Annotated in this window: 20 protein-coding genes; 14 read left to right on the top strand and 6 right to left on the bottom strand. The window is 67.5% G+C overall.

The window, feature by feature from the left end:
• The first annotated feature begins 101 nt into the window (after window positions 1-101).
• Complete coding sequence (locus QRO93_RS17690; protein ID WP_180879503.1) at window positions 102-1,319, top strand: RNA polymerase sigma factor; 1,218 nt, start codon at window positions 102-104, stop codon at window positions 1,317-1,319.
• A 51-nt stretch (window positions 1,320-1,370) separates the two neighbouring features.
• Here the strand turns inward: QRO93_RS17690 and QRO93_RS17685 are convergent, their stop codons facing one another.
• On the bottom strand, window positions 1,371-1,931 hold the full coding sequence (locus QRO93_RS17685) for an EF-hand domain-containing protein (protein WP_053449112.1): 561 nt from the start codon (window positions 1,929-1,931) through the stop codon (window positions 1,371-1,373).
• Between the two features lie 156 nt (window positions 1,932-2,087).
• Here QRO93_RS17685 and QRO93_RS17680 point away from each other — a divergent pair, with 156 nt between their 5' ends.
• The gene (locus tag QRO93_RS17680; RefSeq protein ID WP_180879501.1) at window positions 2,088-2,843 is read left to right on the top strand and encodes an arginyltransferase; all 756 of its coding nucleotides are present in this window, start codon (window positions 2,088-2,090) and stop codon (window positions 2,841-2,843) included.
• A 38-nt stretch (window positions 2,844-2,881) separates the two neighbouring features.
• Window positions 2,882-4,090, top strand: coding sequence for an endonuclease/exonuclease/phosphatase family protein (locus QRO93_RS17675; RefSeq protein WP_285304299.1), 1,209 nt, complete (start codon window positions 2,882-2,884; stop codon window positions 4,088-4,090).
• An 81-nt stretch (window positions 4,091-4,171) separates the two neighbouring features.
• On the opposite strand, the gene purT is transcribed toward QRO93_RS17675, so the two are convergent.
• A complete protein-coding gene (purT, locus tag QRO93_RS17670; RefSeq protein WP_135966100.1) occupies window positions 4,172-5,359 on the bottom strand; it encodes a formate-dependent phosphoribosylglycinamide formyltransferase in 1,188 nt (395 codons plus the stop codon).
• Window positions 5,360-5,496: 137 nt separating this feature from the next.
• On the opposite strand from purT, the gene QRO93_RS17665 reads away from it, so the two are divergent.
• Genes QRO93_RS17665 through QRO93_RS17640 form a run of 6 tightly spaced genes read left to right on the top strand, consistent with a single transcriptional unit; the run spans window position 5,497 to window position 9,480 of the window.
• A complete protein-coding gene (locus QRO93_RS17665) occupies window positions 5,497-6,378 on the top strand; it encodes an SPFH domain-containing protein (protein ID WP_053449109.1) in 882 nt (293 codons plus the stop codon).
• Window positions 6,379-6,423: 45 nt separating this feature from the next.
• Window positions 6,424-6,603 (top strand): hypothetical protein, encoded by a 180-nt coding sequence (locus QRO93_RS17660; RefSeq protein WP_005412615.1) that lies wholly within the window; start codon window positions 6,424-6,426, stop codon window positions 6,601-6,603.
• Window positions 6,600-6,779, top strand: a complete 180-nt coding sequence (locus QRO93_RS17655) for a DUF4177 domain-containing protein (protein WP_053449108.1) — start codon at window positions 6,600-6,602, stop codon at window positions 6,777-6,779. Before QRO93_RS17660 ends, QRO93_RS17655 begins: the two co-directional genes overlap by 4 nt.
• 2 nt (window positions 6,780-6,781) lie before the next feature.
• Entirely contained in the window at window positions 6,782-8,071 is a 1,290-nt protein-coding gene (locus tag QRO93_RS17650) for an alpha/beta fold hydrolase (protein WP_053449107.1), read from the top strand.
• On the top strand, window positions 8,068-8,661 hold the full coding sequence (locus tag QRO93_RS17645) for a PH domain-containing protein (protein WP_053449106.1): 594 nt from the start codon (window positions 8,068-8,070) through the stop codon (window positions 8,659-8,661). The genes QRO93_RS17650 and QRO93_RS17645 overlap by 4 nt, the downstream gene beginning before the upstream one ends.
• A 9-nt stretch (window positions 8,662-8,670) precedes the next feature.
• Window positions 8,671-9,480 carry a D-alanyl-D-alanine carboxypeptidase family protein gene (locus QRO93_RS17640; RefSeq protein ID WP_053511828.1) on the top strand — a complete coding sequence of 270 codons (810 nt, stop codon included), beginning with the start codon at window positions 8,671-8,673 and terminating at the stop codon, window positions 9,478-9,480.
• Window positions 9,481-9,991: 511 nt separating this feature from the next.
• On the opposite strand, the gene QRO93_RS17635 is transcribed toward QRO93_RS17640, so the two are convergent.
• From QRO93_RS17635 to QRO93_RS17620, 4 genes are all read right to left on the bottom strand, one after another.
• Window positions 9,992-10,363 (bottom strand): DUF423 domain-containing protein, encoded by a 372-nt coding sequence (locus QRO93_RS17635; protein ID WP_019659313.1) that lies wholly within the window; start codon window positions 10,361-10,363, stop codon window positions 9,992-9,994.
• Between the two features lie 103 nt (window positions 10,364-10,466).
• Complete coding sequence (locus tag QRO93_RS17630) at window positions 10,467-11,540, bottom strand: SRPBCC family protein (RefSeq protein ID WP_053449104.1); 1,074 nt, start codon at window positions 11,538-11,540, stop codon at window positions 10,467-10,469.
• Window positions 11,541-11,773: 233 nt separating this feature from the next.
• On the bottom strand, window positions 11,774-12,415 hold the full coding sequence (locus QRO93_RS17625; RefSeq protein WP_006424175.1) for a response regulator transcription factor: 642 nt from the start codon (window positions 12,413-12,415) through the stop codon (window positions 11,774-11,776).
• On the bottom strand, window positions 12,415-13,623 hold the full coding sequence (locus QRO93_RS17620) for a sensor histidine kinase (RefSeq protein ID WP_053449103.1): 1,209 nt from the start codon (window positions 13,621-13,623) through the stop codon (window positions 12,415-12,417). The genes QRO93_RS17625 and QRO93_RS17620 overlap by 1 nt, the downstream gene beginning before the upstream one ends.
• Window positions 13,624-13,772: 149 nt before the next feature.
• On the opposite strand from QRO93_RS17620, the gene QRO93_RS17615 reads away from it, so the two are divergent.
• From QRO93_RS17615 to QRO93_RS17595, 5 genes are read left to right on the top strand one after another with little or no spacing between them, the layout of a single operon-like run.
• Entirely contained in the window at window positions 13,773-14,369 is a 597-nt protein-coding gene (locus QRO93_RS17615) for a GNAT family N-acetyltransferase (protein ID WP_008267255.1), read from the top strand.
• A complete protein-coding gene (gene minC, locus QRO93_RS17610; RefSeq protein WP_049457735.1) occupies window positions 14,315-15,160 on the top strand; it encodes a septum site-determining protein MinC in 846 nt (281 codons plus the stop codon). The genes QRO93_RS17615 and minC overlap by 55 nt, the downstream gene beginning before the upstream one ends.
• A gap of 35 nt (window positions 15,161-15,195) precedes the next feature.
• Window positions 15,196-16,005 (top strand): septum site-determining protein MinD, encoded by an 810-nt coding sequence (gene minD, locus QRO93_RS17605; protein WP_006424120.1) that lies wholly within the window; start codon window positions 15,196-15,198, stop codon window positions 16,003-16,005.
• 2 nt (window positions 16,006-16,007) lie between these two features.
• On the top strand, window positions 16,008-16,268 hold the full coding sequence (gene minE / locus QRO93_RS17600; protein WP_005408532.1) for a cell division topological specificity factor MinE: 261 nt from the start codon (window positions 16,008-16,010) through the stop codon (window positions 16,266-16,268).
• Window positions 16,269-16,314: 46 nt separating this feature from the next.
• The gene (locus QRO93_RS17595; RefSeq protein ID WP_180879497.1) at window positions 16,315-16,794 is read left to right on the top strand and encodes a hypothetical protein; all 480 of its coding nucleotides are present in this window, start codon (window positions 16,315-16,317) and stop codon (window positions 16,792-16,794) included.
• The last annotated feature ends 28 nt before the right edge of the window (window positions 16,795-16,822 follow it).

The following is a 16,822-nucleotide window of genomic DNA, read 5'->3' as shown; positions in this document are numbered from 1 at the left end:
TGAGGTTGCCGGCCAGCGGCCGGCACTACCGCACTGAAGGCCGGTCACACTTCGCGCGCGGCTCCGTCATGGGACACAATCCCAGCAGGAGAGCCGCCGCCGTGACGACCTTCGCCGCATCGATCGACCAGACCCTGGAACGCGAACTGCCGGCCGCCGCTGGCGGCTGCCAGCATGCCTATGGCCGCATCGTGCTGGCCTGCCAGAACACGGTCACCGCCATCGCGCTGGCCATCACCCGCGACCGCCAGGCCAGCGAGGACATCGCCCAGGAAGCCTTCGTGAAGGGCTGGCAGCAGCTGCACCAGCTGCGCAGTTCAACCAGCTTCCTGCCCTGGCTGCGGCAGATCACCCGCAACCTGGCCCGCGACTGGCTGCGTGCGCAGCGTGGCCGGCCGCTGACCGGAGAGGCGGCCGAAGTGGCGCTGGGCATGGCCGCCGACCCGGCGCCAGGTGCGGCCGACCGGCTGCAGCGGGTGGAAGAAGAGATCGCCGCCGAAGACATCATTTCCGCGTTGCCGGCCGACAGCCGCGAAGTCCTGCTGCTGTACTACCGCGAAGGCCAGCGTTCGCAACAGGTAGCCGACCTGCTCGGGCTCAGCGACGCCGCCGTGCGCAAGCGGCTGTCGCGTGCCCGCGCCCAGGTGCGTGACGGCCTGCTGCAACGCTTCGGCGAATTCGCCCGCAGCAGTGCCCCGAGTGCGGCGTTCGCCACGGCCGTGGTGTCGATGGTGCTGGTGGCCGCGCCCGGCACCGCCAGCGCGGCGATCCTGCTCGGCACCGGCGTCGGCATCGGTGGCAGCAAACTCGGGCTCGGCGGCGCCAGTGCGGCGGGCGGCACCGCGATGGGCTCGTTGACCGCCACGCTGGGCCAGCTGCACGTGCTGCCGGCGGAAAGCTGGGGCGCGGTCATCGGCGGCGTGATTGGCGGAGCGATCGGCAGCTATCTGGGCGGACGCTTCCTGATGTCGTACACCGAGACCGATGCCGAGCGCGCCGGCGTGCGTCGCTTCCTCTACCTCAACATCACCACCGGCATGTTCTGGTGCCTGGCGATCCTGCTGGCGGTGATGCTGCAGGTACCGGTCTGGGCACAGCTGGCGGTGCTGGCGGTCGGTCTGGGGGTGGTCAACTACCAGTGCCTGGTACCGCTGCAGCGGGTGATGGCGCCGATGATCGTGCGCGACTCGGCACGGCGCGGGCGCACGGGCATCAACTGGAAATACGAGTCGATGTACGGCCGCACCGGCATCATCGCCATGAACCTGATGGTGATCGCGCTGGTGCTGTACTCGCTGGTGCGCAGCGGCCGCCTGTAACGGACAACGCCGGCAGTGCGCCGGCGTTGTCGTCGTTCATTGCGCTGGCTCTCAGCGCTGCGGCTTCGGCATGGCGCCGTCACGTGGGCCGCCCTGACGCGGACCACCGTGCATCGGGCGCTTGGCCGCATCGAACTCGGCCTTGCTCAGCTGGCCATCATTGTTGGTGTCGGCCGCGGCGAACCAGGCATCACGCATCTGCTTCACGCGCAGTTCGCGGTCGGCCTTGTCCAGGTAGCCGTCCTTGTTGAGGTCGAGCTGGTCGAAGCGCGCGGCCAGGCGCGGATCGGCCTTGGCTTCCTCGCGGCTGATGCGGCCGTCCTTGTTGACGTCCAGCTTGGCCCAGCGCTCGCCGCCGTGGCCACGGCGACCGTGCTTCCAGCGCGGCAGTTCATCGCGCGAGAGCTTGCCGTCCTTGTTCTTGTCCAGTTCGTCGAACTTCGCCGCCAGACGCGGGTTGGCAGCGGCTTCGCTGCGGTCGATGACGCCGTCGCCATTGGTGTCCAGCTTGGCCGGGCGCTGCGCCGGCGTGGTCGGGGTGTCGGCCGCCAGCGCGATACCGGAAGCGGAGGTGCCGAGCAGCAGGGCCAGCAGCAGGGGGGTACGGATCATGAGGTCACTCCTGGGGATGGGAACAGCGTCGGGGTGATCACTTCACCCTCGGGGGACAACAACGCCCGGGCGCGACATCGGTTGACGCCGCTGCCGGTTCCATTCATCCGGCGGACAGTCGCCGCCACTGCGACGGGCTGGGGCTATGCTGTGCCCATGGCGATGCATGGCGACAGAGACGACGAACTGCGACTTTTCCAGACCGGCGAGCACCCCTGCGGGTACTGGTCGGACCGGGTGGCGCGCGACCTGGTGCTGGACCCGCACGACCGCCGCCTCGGCGGCCTGTATCCGCTGGCGCTGAGCTGGGGCTTCCGCCGCAGCGGTGACCTGGTCTACCGGCCGCATTGCGCGCACTGCCAGGCCTGCGTGGCAGTGCGCATCCCGGTGGCGCGCTTCGCCCCGGACCGCAGCCAGCGCCGTTGCGCGGCCCGCAATGAAGACCTTGAGGTGCGAATCACCGCCGCCACCGCGCGCGACGACCTGTTCGCGCTGTATCACCGCTACCTGGTGCACCGCCACGCCAACGGCGGCATGGACGACCACGGCCCGCACGAGTTCGAGCAGTTCCTGATCGGCAGCTGGTCGCACACCCGCTTCATGGAGATGCGCCTGCCCGGCCACGACGGCCAGCCCAGCCAGCTGCTGGGGGTGGCGGTGACCGACGTCACCGAGCACGGCCTGTCGGCGGTCTACACCTTCTTCGACCCGGAGCACGCCGCGCGCGGGCTGGGTACCTTCGCGATCCTGCAGCAGATCGAATGGGCCCGCCGCGAGGGCCTGCCGCACGTCTACCTGGGCTACTGGATCCGCGGCCACCAGAAGATGGACTACAAGCGCCGCTTCCATCCGCTGGAGGCCTACGACGGCCGCCGCTGGCACGATTTCGACCATGATCTGGACGGGCGCTGACAAACCGCTGACACCGGGCCGGGTGCACAATACGGCCCATGAACGCCAAACCCCTGATCCTCGCCCTGGCCCTGCTCTGCGGCGCCACTGCCCCTGCCTTCGCCACGTCCCCTGCGATGACCGAAAAGCCGTCCGCTGCGCTGCGCCTGGCCACCTACAACACCTCGCTGTACTCCGATGACGCCGGTGGCCTGATCAAGGAACTGGAAGGCGACAGCGAGCACGCACGCAAGATCGCCGCGGTGCTGCAGCAGGTGCGCCCGGATCTGGTGCTGCTGAACGAGTTCGACTTCGACGACGCCCACCGCGCCGCCGACCTGTTCCAGAAGCGCTACCTGGAAGTGGCCCAGCCCGGCGGCGGCAAGCCGCTGCACTTCGCCTACCGCTACCTGGCGCCGGTCAACACCGGCGTGCCCAGCGGCCTGGACCTGGACAACAACGGCGTGGTCGGCGGCGAAGGCCGCAGCCGCGGCAACGATGCCTGGGGCTACGGCCTGCACCCGGGCCAGTACGGCATGCTGGTGCTGTCGCGCTACCCGATCGATGAAGCCAAGGTGCGCAGCTTCCAGCTGCTGAAGTGGAGCACGATGCCGGGCGCGATCCGTCCGCTTGATCCGCGCACCGGCAAGAGCTTCTACAACGACCACGTGTGGTCGCAGCTGCGGCTGTCCTCCAAGTCGCATTGGGACGTGCCGGTGAAGACCCCGGCCGGCGTGGTGCACGCACTGGTCTCGCACCCGACGCCGCCGGTGTTCGACGGCCCGGAGAAGCGCAACGCCGCGCGCAACCACGACGAGCTGCGCCTGTGGCAGGAATACCTGTCCAAGGGTGACAAGCCGTGGCTGTGCGACGACAAGGGCCAGTGCGGCGGCCTGGCCCAGGACGCACGCTTCGTGATCCTCGGCGACCTCAACAACGACCCGGTCGATGGTGATGGCCGCCATGAAGCGATCGTCGAACTGATCGAGAACGCCCGCGTGCTGCGCTACCCCACCCCGCGCAGCGTCGGTGGCGAGCAGACCAGCCTGGCCTATGCGGCCAAGGGCATCGCGCGCAAGGGCGCGCCGTTCCATGCCACCGGCGATTTCGGCCCGAAGTCCGGCACCATGCGCCTGGACTACGTGCTGCCCTCGACCGGTTTCGAGTACATCGGCAGCGGCATCTTCTGGCCGGCCAATGAAAGCCCCGAAGCGAAGATCGCCGACGGCAGCGACCACCACCTGGTGTGGGTGGACGTGAAGCCGTAAGGCGATATTGATGCGGTACCGACCAACGGTCGGTACCCACCGGAATCCGGTAGGCGACGACCGTTGGTCGTCGCTTCTTCTTTACGGGCGCAGTTCGACGCCGATGGCGTCGGCGGCGTCGCGTGCGATCGAACGCGCTTCGTCGATGGTTTCCGCGCGTGCCAGGGTCACGCCGACGCGGCGGTGGCCGTGCACGCTGGGCTTGCCGAACAGGCGCACGGCGGTATCCGGCACCTGCAGCGCAGCAGCGACGTTGTTGAAGTACGGCACGCCTTCGCCATGCGCCAGCAGCGCGCACGAGGCCGACGGGCCGCTCTGGCGGATCACCGGAATCGGCAGGCCGAGGATCGCGCGCGCATGCAGCGCGAACTCGCTCAGCTCCTGCGAGACCAGCGTCACCAGGCCGGTGTCGTGCGGACGCGGCGACACTTCGCTGAACCACACCTCGTCGCCCTTCACGAACAGCTCGACGCCGAACAGGCCCCAACCGCCGAGGTCGTCGGTGATCGCACGCGAGATTTCTTCCGCACGTGCCAGCGCCGCGCTCGACATCGGCTGCGGCTGCCAGCTCTCACGGTAATCGCCGTCCTTCTGCAGGTGGCCGATCGGCGCGCAGAACGAGGTGCCACCGGCGTGGCGCACGGTCAGCAGGGTGATCTCGTAATCGAAGTCGATGAAACCTTCGACGATGCAGCGGCCGGCACCGGCACGGCCACCGGTCTGTGCGTAGTCCCAGGCCGGGGCGATGTCCGCCTCGCTGCGCAGCGTGCTCTGGCCCTTGCCCGAGGAGGACATCACCGGCTTGACCACGCACGGCAGGCCGATCGCGGCCACCGCGGCACGGTACTCGGCCTCGGTATCGACGAAGCGGTACGGCGAGGTCGGCAGCCCGAGGGTCTCGGCGGCCAGGCGGCGGATGCCTTCACGGTCCATGGTCAGGCGTGCGGCGCGCGCGGTCGGGATCACCCGCAGGCCCTGCTCCTGTTCCAGCTGGACCAGGGTCTCGGTGTGGATGGCTTCGATCTCCGGCACCACCAGGTGCGGCTGTTCCTGGGCGATCAGCGCGCGCAGGGCCATCGCGTCCAGCATGTCGATCACGTGCGAGCGATGCGCGACCTGCATTGCCGGCGCATCGGCATAGCGATCGGCGGCGATCACTTCCACGCCCAGCCGCTGCAGCTCGATGGCCACCTCCTTGCCGAGTTCACCCGAGCCCAGCAGCAGCACGCGGGTGGCGGAGGGGGACAACGGAGTTCCAAGCTTGGCCATGGCGGTTCCAGCAGCGATGTGAAGGCGGGTGGGCATTCTAGCTGGCCGGGCACCCCGGCCACGGCATCCGACGAACGGCAACCCTCATCTGATATCACTTTGATATCTTAATTCCGAACCCTCAAGGACGTACTGCCATGAAAGAGAAGTCGCTGTCCTCGCTCAACGGCCTCGGCACGCTGGCCGGCGCCCTGCTCGTCGCCCTCGCCGGTGCCGCCGTGTTCGTGCTCGGGGTTGCCGCCAAGGCCAGCACCGGCTCGCCCAACCTGCTGCTGATGCTGCTGGGCGTCCTGCTGGTCGCGGCGGGCATGTTCGTCCTGGCCGGCCTGTACACCATCCAGCCCAACCAGGCCGCGGTGCTCAGCCTGTTCGGCAAGTACGTCGGCACCGTGAAGGACAACGGCCTGCGCTGGAACAATCCCTTCTTCAGCAAGCGCCGGGTCAGCCAGCGCGTGCGCAACTTCGAAAGCGGCAAACTGAAGGTCAACGAGCTGGACGGCAGCCCGATCGAGATCGCCGCGGTGATCGTCTGGCAGGTGGTCGATGCCTCCGAGGCGGTCTACAACGTGGATGACTACGAGAGCTTCGTGCACATCCAGTCCGAATCGGCGCTGCGCGCGATGGCCACCAGCTATCCCTATGACCAGCACGAGGAAGGCCAGCTGGCCCTGCGCAGCCATGCCAGCGAGATCTCCCAGCACCTGAAGAACGAGCTGGCCGAGCGCCTGGCCGATGCCGGCGTGCAGGTGATCGACGCGCGCATCAGCCACCTCGCCTACGCCGCCGAAATCGCCCAGGCGATGCTGCAGCGGCAGCAGGCCAATGCGGTGATCGCCGCGCGCACGCGCATCGTTGCCGGCGCGGTCGGCATGGTCGAGATGGCCCTGGCCGAACTGCAGAAGAACGGCGTGGTGCAGCTGGATGAGGAACGCAAGGCGCACATGGTCAGCAACCTGCTGACCGTGCTGTGCTCGGACCGCGGCACCCAGCCGATCGTCAATGCCGGTTCGCTGTACTGAACCACCCTCGCAACGGGGCGCCCCACCGCCCCGCCAGGAGTTTTCATGAGTGAGAAGAAAGCCTATCCGCTGCGCATCAATGCCGAGGTCCTGGCCGCGGCACAGCGCTGGGCTGACGATGAGCTGCGCAGCCTCAACGCGCAGATCGAATACGTGCTGCGCGACGCCCTGCGCAAGGCAGGACGCCTGCCGAAACCCAAGCCATCGCCGGAGGACAAGGAATGAGCAAGCGCTGGAGCTACCAGACCATCGAGGTCAAGACGTCCATGATGGGCCTGCACAAGGCCGAGGACATCCAGGCCGAACTCAGCCGCCAGGGCCAACTGGGCTGGGAGCTGGTCAACATCATCATCCCGGCGCCGATGCGCCCGGCGATGCTGGTCTTCAAGAAGGAGCAATGACCATGCGCCTGCGCCCCACCCTGTTCGCCATCGCACTGGCCGCCTTCAGCGGCGGCGCCCTGGCCACCGAGCCGCAGCAGGTTGCCACGCAACTGCTGGACCACCTGCAGGCCGGGCGCATCGCCGAAGCCGAAGCGATGTTCACCCCGCAGATGGCCAGCGCCGTACCGGCCGAGAAGCTGCAGGGGCTGTGGCAATCGCTGGGCGAGCTGCAACAGCGCGGCGGCGCCCACAGCAGCGAACTGCAAGGCGTGCATCTGGTGGAAGTGCCGCTGCAGTTCGCCAGCGGCGCGGTCGTCGCGCAGGTGGCGGTGGATGCGCAGGACAAGATCGCCGGGCTGATGCTGCGCCCCGCTCCGCCAGCCAAGGCAGCGCCACCACCGGCCGATGCGGTCTACAGCGAAGCTGATTTCAGCGTGCCGCAGGTGCGCGGTGCGCTGCCGGGCACGCTGGCTCTGCCCAAGGGGAAGGGCCCGTTCCCGGCGGTGCTGCTGGTGCACGGCTCGGGGCCGCAGGACCGCGACGAGACTCTCGGTGGCAGCCGCCCGTTCCTGGACATTGCCCGCGGCCTGGCCGCACAGGGCATCGCCGTGCTGCGCTATGACAAGCGCACCCTCGCCCGTCCGCAGGATTTCCAGGGCCGCACCTTCACCGTCGATGATGAAACCACCGACGACGCCGTGGCCGCGCTGACCGCGCTGGCATCGGACCCGCGCATCGACAGGCAGCGCATCTTCGTACTCGGCCACAGCCAGGGCGGCATGCTGGCCCCGCGCATTGCCAGCCGCTGGCCGCAGGCGCGCGGCGCGATCCTGTGGGCTGCCCCGGCACGCACCCTGCTGGAACTGCTGCCCGAACAGAACCGCTATCTGCTCAGCCTGGACGGCGGCATCAGCGAACCCGAACAGGCTTTCCTGGACACGCTCGACGCGCAGATCGCCGCCGCCCGCGGCAGTGCGCCGGTTGCCGCCAGCGAACTGCCGCTGGGCGTGCCGCAGTCGTTCTGGCAGAGCATCGAGGCAGTCAACGCACGCGCCGACGCGAAGGCCCTGCACAAGCCACTGCTGATGCTGCACGGCGGCCGCGATTTCCAGGTGCCCGATGCGGATTGGCAGCTGTGGAAGCAGGCGCTGGACGGTCACAAGGATGTCCAATGGCACGCCTACCCGGCCCTGAACCATATCGGCGTGGCCGGCAGCGGCCCCAGCTCACTGAAAGAGTACGCCCAGCCGGGTCATGTCGATGCCGGGCTGATCGCCGATGTGGCGCGCTGGGTGGAGGCGCAGCGATGAGCGCCAGCGATCCGAAGCAGTACGAGGTGGCCGACAGCTCGCCGTTGCGCGTGCTGTGGATCGTGCTGCCGCTGCTGGCCGCCTTCGTGGCCTGCGTGTATGCGCAGCTGTACAAGGCACCGGCCACCGCGCCCTGGATCGAAGTGACGCTCTCGCCGCCCTGGTTCCGCATGGGCGGCAGTGCCGCCTGGAGCCTGCTGGTGATCGCCGCGCTTGGCATCGGGCTGGGCGCGGCCTTCTTCCGCCGCCGCGTGGAACTGGCCGGCGACGTGCTGGATGTGCGCTCGACCCTGTATCGCCGGCGTGTTCCAGTGGCAACGCTGCGACTGGACCAGGCGGAGGTGGTCGATCTCGGCCGTGACCGCCGCTACGGCATCCGTTTCAAGACCAACGGCTATGCAATGCCGGGCTTCTATTCGGGCCACTTCCGCCTGCAGGGCGGCGGCAAGGGATTCGCCCTGGTCACCGATCGCGCGCGCGTGCTTGCCCTGCCGGTCAGCGATGGCAGCACGCTGCTGCTCAGCGTGGATCGGCCGCAGGTGCTGCTCGATGCCCTGCGCAAGGTGGCCGCATCGGCGCCGCGGCAGTAAGCTGCGGCGATGCAACGACGCCCGCCCCTGCTGATCAATACCGCGACCATCGAGTTGTGGCCCGCCGGCCTGCTGCGCGCGCGCAGCAACCTGGACGCGCGCCTGTTGGCGCAGGCGCGCTGGGTGCTGCGGCGCAAGCGTGATGGCCGCTATCTGGCGGCCGTACTGCCGCGCGGCGTGCATTCGATGGTGCCACGACTGCCGCGCGAACCCGGGGTCGAGGAAGCGCTGGCACTGCTGGACGCAGTGGCAGCTCGGCCATTCGGGGCAGCGCTGGAAGATCAATGGCTTCCGCTGGCCGGGCTGCAGCAGCGCCTGCAGCAGCTGGGCCTGGACGCCCAGCGCTACGCAGACGACAGCGGCCTGCCGCTGGAGGCCGAACCCTGCCTGCTGCATTTCGCCGGTCGTGACCGCTTCGCCCGCCCGCTGTGGCTGCGCCGCGGCGCTGCGCAGGGCTGGCGCCGGATGCGCCTGCACGCTGCACGGGATGGCGTGGCACTGGACGCGATCTCTGGTTTTCGCAGCCATGCCTACCAGCTGGGCATCTTCGAACGGAAGCTGGCACGCGGGCTGGGCGTGGCCGAGATCCTGAAGGTCAATGCCGCGCCGGGCTTCAGCGAACACCACAGCGGCCATGCGCTGGACATCGGTACGCCGGGCGATGCGCCGGCAGAGGAATCCTTCGACGCCACCGATGCGTTTGCCTGGCTGCAGCGCCATGCCGGCGCGCACGGCTTCCAGCTGAGCTACCCGCGTGACAACCCGCACGGCATCGTCTACGAACCCTGGCACTGGTGCTGGAGACCGGCCAACGGCTGAGCCCCTCGTGGCGGCCGCAAGGCGAAATTCATGGCGCTGTCCGGGCGGGTAGGCTGCGCAGGGGACGCCGTAAATCCGTCCCTGGAGGCTTAGCCGCGCCATCCATGGCGCGGATACCCCTGTCCAGCCCACCCGCCCCGCCTCTGACAGTTTCCGTGTGCATCCGCCACGGAATGGAACAAGAGAGCAAAGGCAAAAGCCGGTCGCTTCGCTCGAAGCTTCTGCAACGGATCAGCGCGCGGCTGTTGGGTCCGCCTTCAAGCGAGCCGAGCACCGCAGGTCCGTCGAGGGCGAAGAGGTGCGTGCGATTCTGTAGAGCCGAGCCATGCTCGGCTGCTCTCCGCACCGTCCCTCGACGGGCCGAGGAGCGCAGGGCACCGGTGCGCAGCACCGGCTCGCGGCCGGCGGCGCGTTTCTTTTGGTTACTTTTCTTTTCGCGCGAAAGGAAAAGTAACGCCCATGAACCATCACGATCGCATCAGCATGGATCGAATCGACAGCCCGGCTGCCGTCACCGCCTCAACGCATTGATCGCCAGCAACACCCATCCGGCCATCATGCTGGTGCCGCCGATCGGCGCCATCCGCGTCGGCCACTGCCACAACGCCCCGCCCACCAGGCTGCCGGAAAACAGCAGCACGCCCAGCAGCAGTACGTACAACGCCAGGTGCGCGATCGCCCCCTGCGCACGCGGGCCCAGCGCCACCAGCACCGCACCGTGCGCGAATGCGTACAGCGCTGCCATGTTCAGATGCTGCTGCGCCAACGGATCGGCCACCCCATGCGAGGCATAGGCGGACAGGCCGATCGAGGCGGCGGCCAGCAATGCCCCCAGGCAGGCCAGCAGGGAAGGCTTACGGGCACGGCGTTCGAGATTGAACATGAGGGCTCCTTGCGCAACGCCCTTGCCGGGCGCCAGATGAAAAAAAACGCGCCGCAAGAAGCGGCGCGTTTTCGTGTCCAACACTACATGGGTCAGCCGAGGCTTACTTGACGGCCCAGTAGATGTCGTAGGTACCGTCCTGGGTGAACGACTTGTCGATGCCGTCCTTCCAGGTCTCGTACGGACGGTCGATGACTTCGTTGCCCGAGGTCACGGCCCAGGCACGCAGGCCGTTGCGGGCCACGTCCAGACCTGCCATGTGGCCAGCGTAGGCCGCATGCGCCGAACGGTGCGGAGCAACGTGCACGTACTTGACCGGAGCGCCGCCGTCGATCTTGACGGTCAGCTCTTCAGCGGTGGCACCTTCAGCACCCTTCTTCTTCACCGGCTGGGCGATGTCGAAGGCGTACTTCTCAGCACCGAAGTCGGTGGTGATGATCCGGAACGGGCCAGCGGCTTCAAGGCCATTGGCCTCCATCACGCGCTTGATCCACTCCTGGTTGTCCTTGATGGACTTGGTGATCGTGTCCTGACCGCGGTCCACGTTACCGGCGTTGACGACCAGCAGGTCTTCAGCCGGCACATCGACGATGGCCAGATCGGTCAGCGGCGCTTCCGGGGTGCGGTAGTCGACGTTCGGGACGGTGGCGAGCATGTTGGCCATGCGCGACAGGCCCATCTTGATGTCGTCGCCGATCTGGCGGCTGACATACAGGCCGGCATAACGACCGAACAGGTCGAAGCCGTACTTCACCGAGTAGTCCTGGGTGATCTTGACGTTGCGGCCACCCTTGCCGGTCGGCTCCAGGGTGAAGGTGGTGACCTTGTCGTGACCCTTGGTCGGGTCTTCGATGGCGATCGCAACGCGCTTGTTCTCTTCGGCTTCGGTGATCTTCCAGGAGCCGGTGCCCAGGTCCTTGGAGGTGAAGTCGAGAGTGGCACCGACGCCGGAGGCCGGGCCGGACAGCTTCAGTTCAACGGCGGGATCGCGCAGTACCAGCGGGTTCCAGTCCTTGAAGCGGCGCAGGCTGCTGACCGTGTCGTACACGATCGTCATCTTGCGGTTGGTCTCGATGCTTTCGGTGATGTGACGCTCGCCCGGCAGACATACGCCAATGATGACGAACAGGCCAGCCACGATCCCCAAGGCGATCAGGAACTCGATAATACGGGTCATTCAGAGAGTCTCCGGGGCCGATCCCACGGCCGGGTTGATTGAAGCGAAGCGCCAATCCTAGCAGGCTTCGCGGGCATTGTTTATCGGGATTGGCGCACCGGTTTCCCTGCCGGCTGCGTATTTGTATGGACAAAGAATTCGAAGGGTAACGCATACCGCCACCCGCCAGTAGGGGGCGCGCTTGGCCGGAACCCCCGGCCGTCGCCCAAGTTGTTGTACCGGAACGATTTTCCCTAGACCAGCTGGAGTTCGAACGCCTTCAGTACGGCGCGCGTACGGTCGCGCACACCCAGCTTGGAGAGGATGTTGGACACGTGGTTCTTGATCGTGCCTTCGGCCACGCCCAGCGAGTTGGCGATCTCCTTGTTGGAGAATCCGCTGGCCATCAGCCGCAGGATCTCGGTCTCGCGGTCGGTCAGCGGGTCGGGCCGGTCCAGGCTGACGAACTCGTTGCGCATGTGTTCCAGGCCGGACAGCAGCCGCTGGGTCACCGCCGGCTGCACCAGCGAACCGCCGTCGGCCACGGTGCGGATGGCCCCGACCAGCTGCGCCAGGGTCACGTCCTTGAGCAGGTAGCCCTTGGCACCGGCCTTGAGCCCGGCCAGCACCAGCTGGTCGTCATCGAAGGTGGTGAGGATGATGGTCGGCGGCAGCTGCTCCTGCCGTGACAGCACCTGCAGCGCTTCCAGCCCGGACATCACCGGCATGCGCATGTCCATCAGGACCACATCGGGACGCACCTGCGGGATCAGCTCGACTGCCTGCCGTCCATCGCCGGCCTCGGCCACCACCTCGATGCCATCGTCGAGCGCCAGCAGGGAGCGGATTCCCTGCCGCACCAGGGTTTGGTCATCGACCAGGCAGACGCGAATCATCAACGTACTCCTTCAGGAACCTTGGTAAGGGCGGCCACCAGCACCGTTGCCGGCACCGTCGCCCGCAGGCGGAAGCCTTCGCCGGGACGGGTCTCGACCTGCAGCTGGCCACCACATTGTTGCAGGCGCTCGCGCATGCCGCGCAAGCCATTGCCCACATTGACCATTTCCGCGCCGACGCCGTCGTCGCGTGCCTCCACCACCACCCGGTCCGGCGCTTCACGGTACACCTTGATCCACAGGTGGCGGGCACCGGCGTGGCGCACGGCATTGGTGATGATCTCCTGGGTGCAGCGCAGCAGCACGTGGGCCCGCTGCGGGTCCTCCACGTTCAGGGGATCCTCGATCTCCAGCTGGATGTCCAGCGAGGGCACGTTCTCGGTCAACGGGCGCAGCGCCGCAGCCAGGTCGATGGCACCGGTCTCGCGCAGCTGGCTGACCACCTCGCGCACGTTGCCCAGCAGCAGCTTGGCCAATGCGTGGGAACGCTTCACATGCTCCAGCGCCTGGCCGTCGGCCAGGTGGCCGGCCACTTCCAGGTTCAGGGTCAGCGCGGTCAGCTGGTGGCCCAGCAGGTCATGCAGCTCGCGCGAGATGCGCGTGCGCTCATTGACCCGGGCGCTCTCGGCCAGCAGGGCGCGGGTGGCGCGCAGTTCCGAGTTGAGCCGGCGCTGTTCGTCGCGGGCCTCGGCCTGGCGACGGGCCACCAGCGCGATCACGAACACGAAGCTGGAGAAGCCCATGTAGCCCACCGCCTGCAGCACGGCGATGAACGGCGGGAAGCCCAGCGGCTGGATATAGACCGGCAACACCGCCAGGTTGCTGGCCACCAGCCAGACCACGCCGATGCGCGGCCCCAGCAGCCATGGCAGCAGGCCGGCCACCACCATCAGCAGGATGCTTCCCAGCGCGGTACCGGAAAAATAGCTCACGCCGATCGCGCAGGCGGTCAGCAGGATCAGCGCCGCGTGGTCGAAGAAACCCGGACGGCCCTCGCCCAACGAGCGGGTCAGCGCCCAGTACACGATGCCGAAAGCCAGGTAGGCCGAGGCCCAGGGAATGATACGGAAGCCGGCTTCGCCGTCCAGCGTCTCCAGCGTCAGCGAGACAGGATCGATCAGGTAGATCGCGAGCCAAAGGCCGACGGTGCCCCAGGTGAACAACCCGGAGTAGCGCAGCATCGCATTGTGGTTCAGTCGGGCCAGCATCCCTCATCGTAGCCCGTGCACGGCCGCTCCCAAGCGCCGAAAGTCATGCTCGGGCATATCCCCTGTTCATGCCGCAGCCCACCCCGGGCATGCAATAATCGTGCGCAGGGTCCCTTGATGGACCAACCGCGTTACCCCACGGAGTCACAATGTCGATTGTCATCCGCGACGTGCGCGAGCACGAGCTCGATTCCGTCCTGGCTTTGAACAACAACGCTGGCCTGGCCATCCTTCCCCTGGATGCGGCCCGCCTGCGCCTGTTCTACGAAACCGCTGAGTATTTCCGCGTCGCCGAGCGCGACGGCAACCTGGCCGGATTCCTGATCGGCTTCGGCAGCGACAGCCAGCACGACAGCAGCAACTTCGCCTGGTTCAAGCAGCAGCTGGACACCCCGTTCTTCTATATCGACCGCATCGTGGTCGCCAGCCGCCGCCGCGGCGGTGGCGTCGGCCGTGCGTTCTATGCCGACGCCCAGAGCTTCGCCGAGCTGCGCTACCCGCAGATGACCTGCGAGGTATTCCTCGACCATGGCGCCGATGCCGCCCTGCTCTTCCACGGCAGCTTCGGCTTCCGCGAGCTGGGCCAGAACACCATGGCCCAGGTCGATGTGCGTGCCAGCATGCTGGCCAAGGAACTGTGCAGCTATCCGTGGGTACAGGAGACCTACCGCGGCAAGCTGCCGGATGTGGCATGGACACGCGCCCGGCAGCTGCCGGCGCAGGCACAGCGGCCGACGGGGACCTGAGCGTGGCGGTGAATTTCGATTACGAACAGGCCGGTGAACTGAAGATCGGCCAGGTGGGCATCGCCAACCTGCGCATCCGCACTCTTGATGTCGAACGCCTCGTGCAGGAAATGCGCGAGCGCGTGACCCGCGCACCGAAGCTGTTCGGCCGCGCTGCGGTGATCCTCGATTTCGGCGGCCTGAGCCAGGTCCCGGACGTGGCCACCGCACAGGCGCTGGTCGACGGCCTGCGCAGCGCGGGCGTGCTGCCGGTGGCACTGGCCTACGGCACCAGCGCGGTCGATCTGCTTTCGCAGCAGCTCGGCCTGCCGTTGCTGGCCAAGTTCCGCGCGCAGTACGAGCGTGCCGAAGCCGAACCGGCCCCGCCGGCGCCCGCGCCAGAACCGCGTCGCGCCGTCCGTGCGGAGCCCAAGCCGGCCCCCGCCGCGCCGGTGGCCAAGGTCGCCGATGCCGCCGCGCCGCAGCCGGGCCGCATGCAGCTGGGCAACGTGCGTTCAGGCCAGCAGCTGTACGCGGAAAACTGCGACCTGACCGTGATGGCCACCGTCGGCGCCGGCGCCGAGGTCATCGCCGATGGCAGCATCCATATCTACGGCACCCTGCGCGGCCGCGCGCTGGCAGGAGCCCAGGGCAACACCGCGGCACGCATCTTCTGCCGTGATTTCCATGCGGAACTGGTCGCCATTGCAGGCCATTACAAGGTACTGGACGATGTGCCGGACAACCTGCGCGGCAAGGCCGTGCAGGTATGGCTGGAACAGGACCAGATCAAGATCGCTGCGCTGGACTGACGCAGCACCCAAACAGAATCATCAGGAGAAGTCCTTTGGCTGAAATCATCGTAGTCACCTCCGGCAAGGGCGGCGTCGGCAAGACCACTTCCAGCGCGAGCCTGGCCTGCGGCCTGGCGCGGCGCGGCAAGAAGGTGGCGGTGATCGACTTCGACGTCGGCCTGCGCAACCTCGACCTGATCATGGGCTGCGAACGCCGCGTGGTGTACGACTTCGTCAACGTCGTGCACGGCGAAGCCACCCTCAAGCAGGCCCTGATCAAGGACAAGCGCTTCGACAACCTGTACGTGCTGGCTGCCTCGCAGACCCGCGACAAGGACGCGCTGACCCAGGAAGGCGTGGGCAAGGTCCTGAAGGACCTGGCCGCCGACGGCTTCGACTACATCATCTGCGACTCCCCGGCCGGCATCGAGAAGGGCGCCTTCCTGGCGATGTACTTCGCCGACCGCGCGGTGGTGGTGGTGAACCCGGAAGTGTCTTCGGTGCGCGACTCCGACCGCATCATCGGCCTGCTCGACTCGAAGACCCACAAGGCCGAGTCCGGCCAGGACGTGCCGGCCTTCCTGCTGCTGACCCGCTACACCCCGGTGCGCGTGGAAAGCGGCGAGATGCTGAGCATCGCCGACGTCGAGGAAGTCCTCGGCCTGAAGGCGATCGGCGTGATCCCGGAATCGGGCGACGTGCTCAACGCCTCCAACAAGGGCGAGCCGGTGATCCTGGATGTCGAATCCGCTGCCGGCCAGGCCTATGAAGATGCCGTCGCGCGCATCCTCGGCGAAGAACGCCCGATGCGCTTCACCAACGTCGAGAAGAAGGGCTTCTTCAGCAAGCTGTTCGGAGGGTAAGCATGGGCCTGTTTGATTTCCTCAAAGCGAAGAAGACCACCGCCGAAACCGCCAAGAACCGCCTGCAGATCATCATCGCGCAGGAACGCAGCCACCGCGGTGGCCCGGACTACCTGCCGCTGCTGCAGCGCGAGCTGCTGGAAGTGATCAAGAAGTACGTGAACATCGACGTCGATGCAGTGAAGGTCGACCTGGTGAAGGATGGCCAGCACGACGTGCTGGACATCTCCGTGGCGCTGCCTGAAGGCCCGGACAAACCCTGATGCCCTGCCCCGCCCGTGCCTGCATGGGCGGGGCTGCGTGACCCGCATGACCGACACGAAAACCGCCGTGGATATCACCTGCGTGGGCGACATCGCCTTCGCCGATGCGCAGTGCCTGCTCGCCACGCACGGCCTGTTGCTTCACCACGTGGCCGCCGGTGAACCGATTCCCGGCAGCTACTGGGGCGAACCGGAGGCGGGCATCATCGCCAGCAACGTGTACGTGCGCGATGACACGCCCGTGCACTCGATGCTGCACGAAGCCTGCCACCTGATCGTGCTGCCGCCGGAGCGGCGTGCGCAGGTGCACACCGATGCCACCGACTCGGTGGCCGAGGAAGACGCTACCTGCTACCTGCAGATCGTGCTGGCTGGGCAGCTGTCCGGTGTCGGCAGCGAACGGCTGATGGCCGACATGGATGCGTGGGGGTATACGTACCGGCTGGGGTCTACGAAGGCGTGGTTCGAGCAGGACGCGGAAGACGCGAAAGCCTGGTTGATCGAACGCGGCTTGCCGGTGGCGTAAAGCATCGGTAGTGGCGGGGGGGGGGGGG

The organism is Stenotrophomonas maltophilia group sp. Smal17, from assembly GCF_030237045.1.
In the GTDB taxonomy this organism is placed as follows: domain Bacteria; phylum Pseudomonadota; class Gammaproteobacteria; order Xanthomonadales; family Xanthomonadaceae; genus Stenotrophomonas; species Stenotrophomonas forensis.
This window is presented reverse-complemented; position numbering and strand designations above follow the sequence as displayed.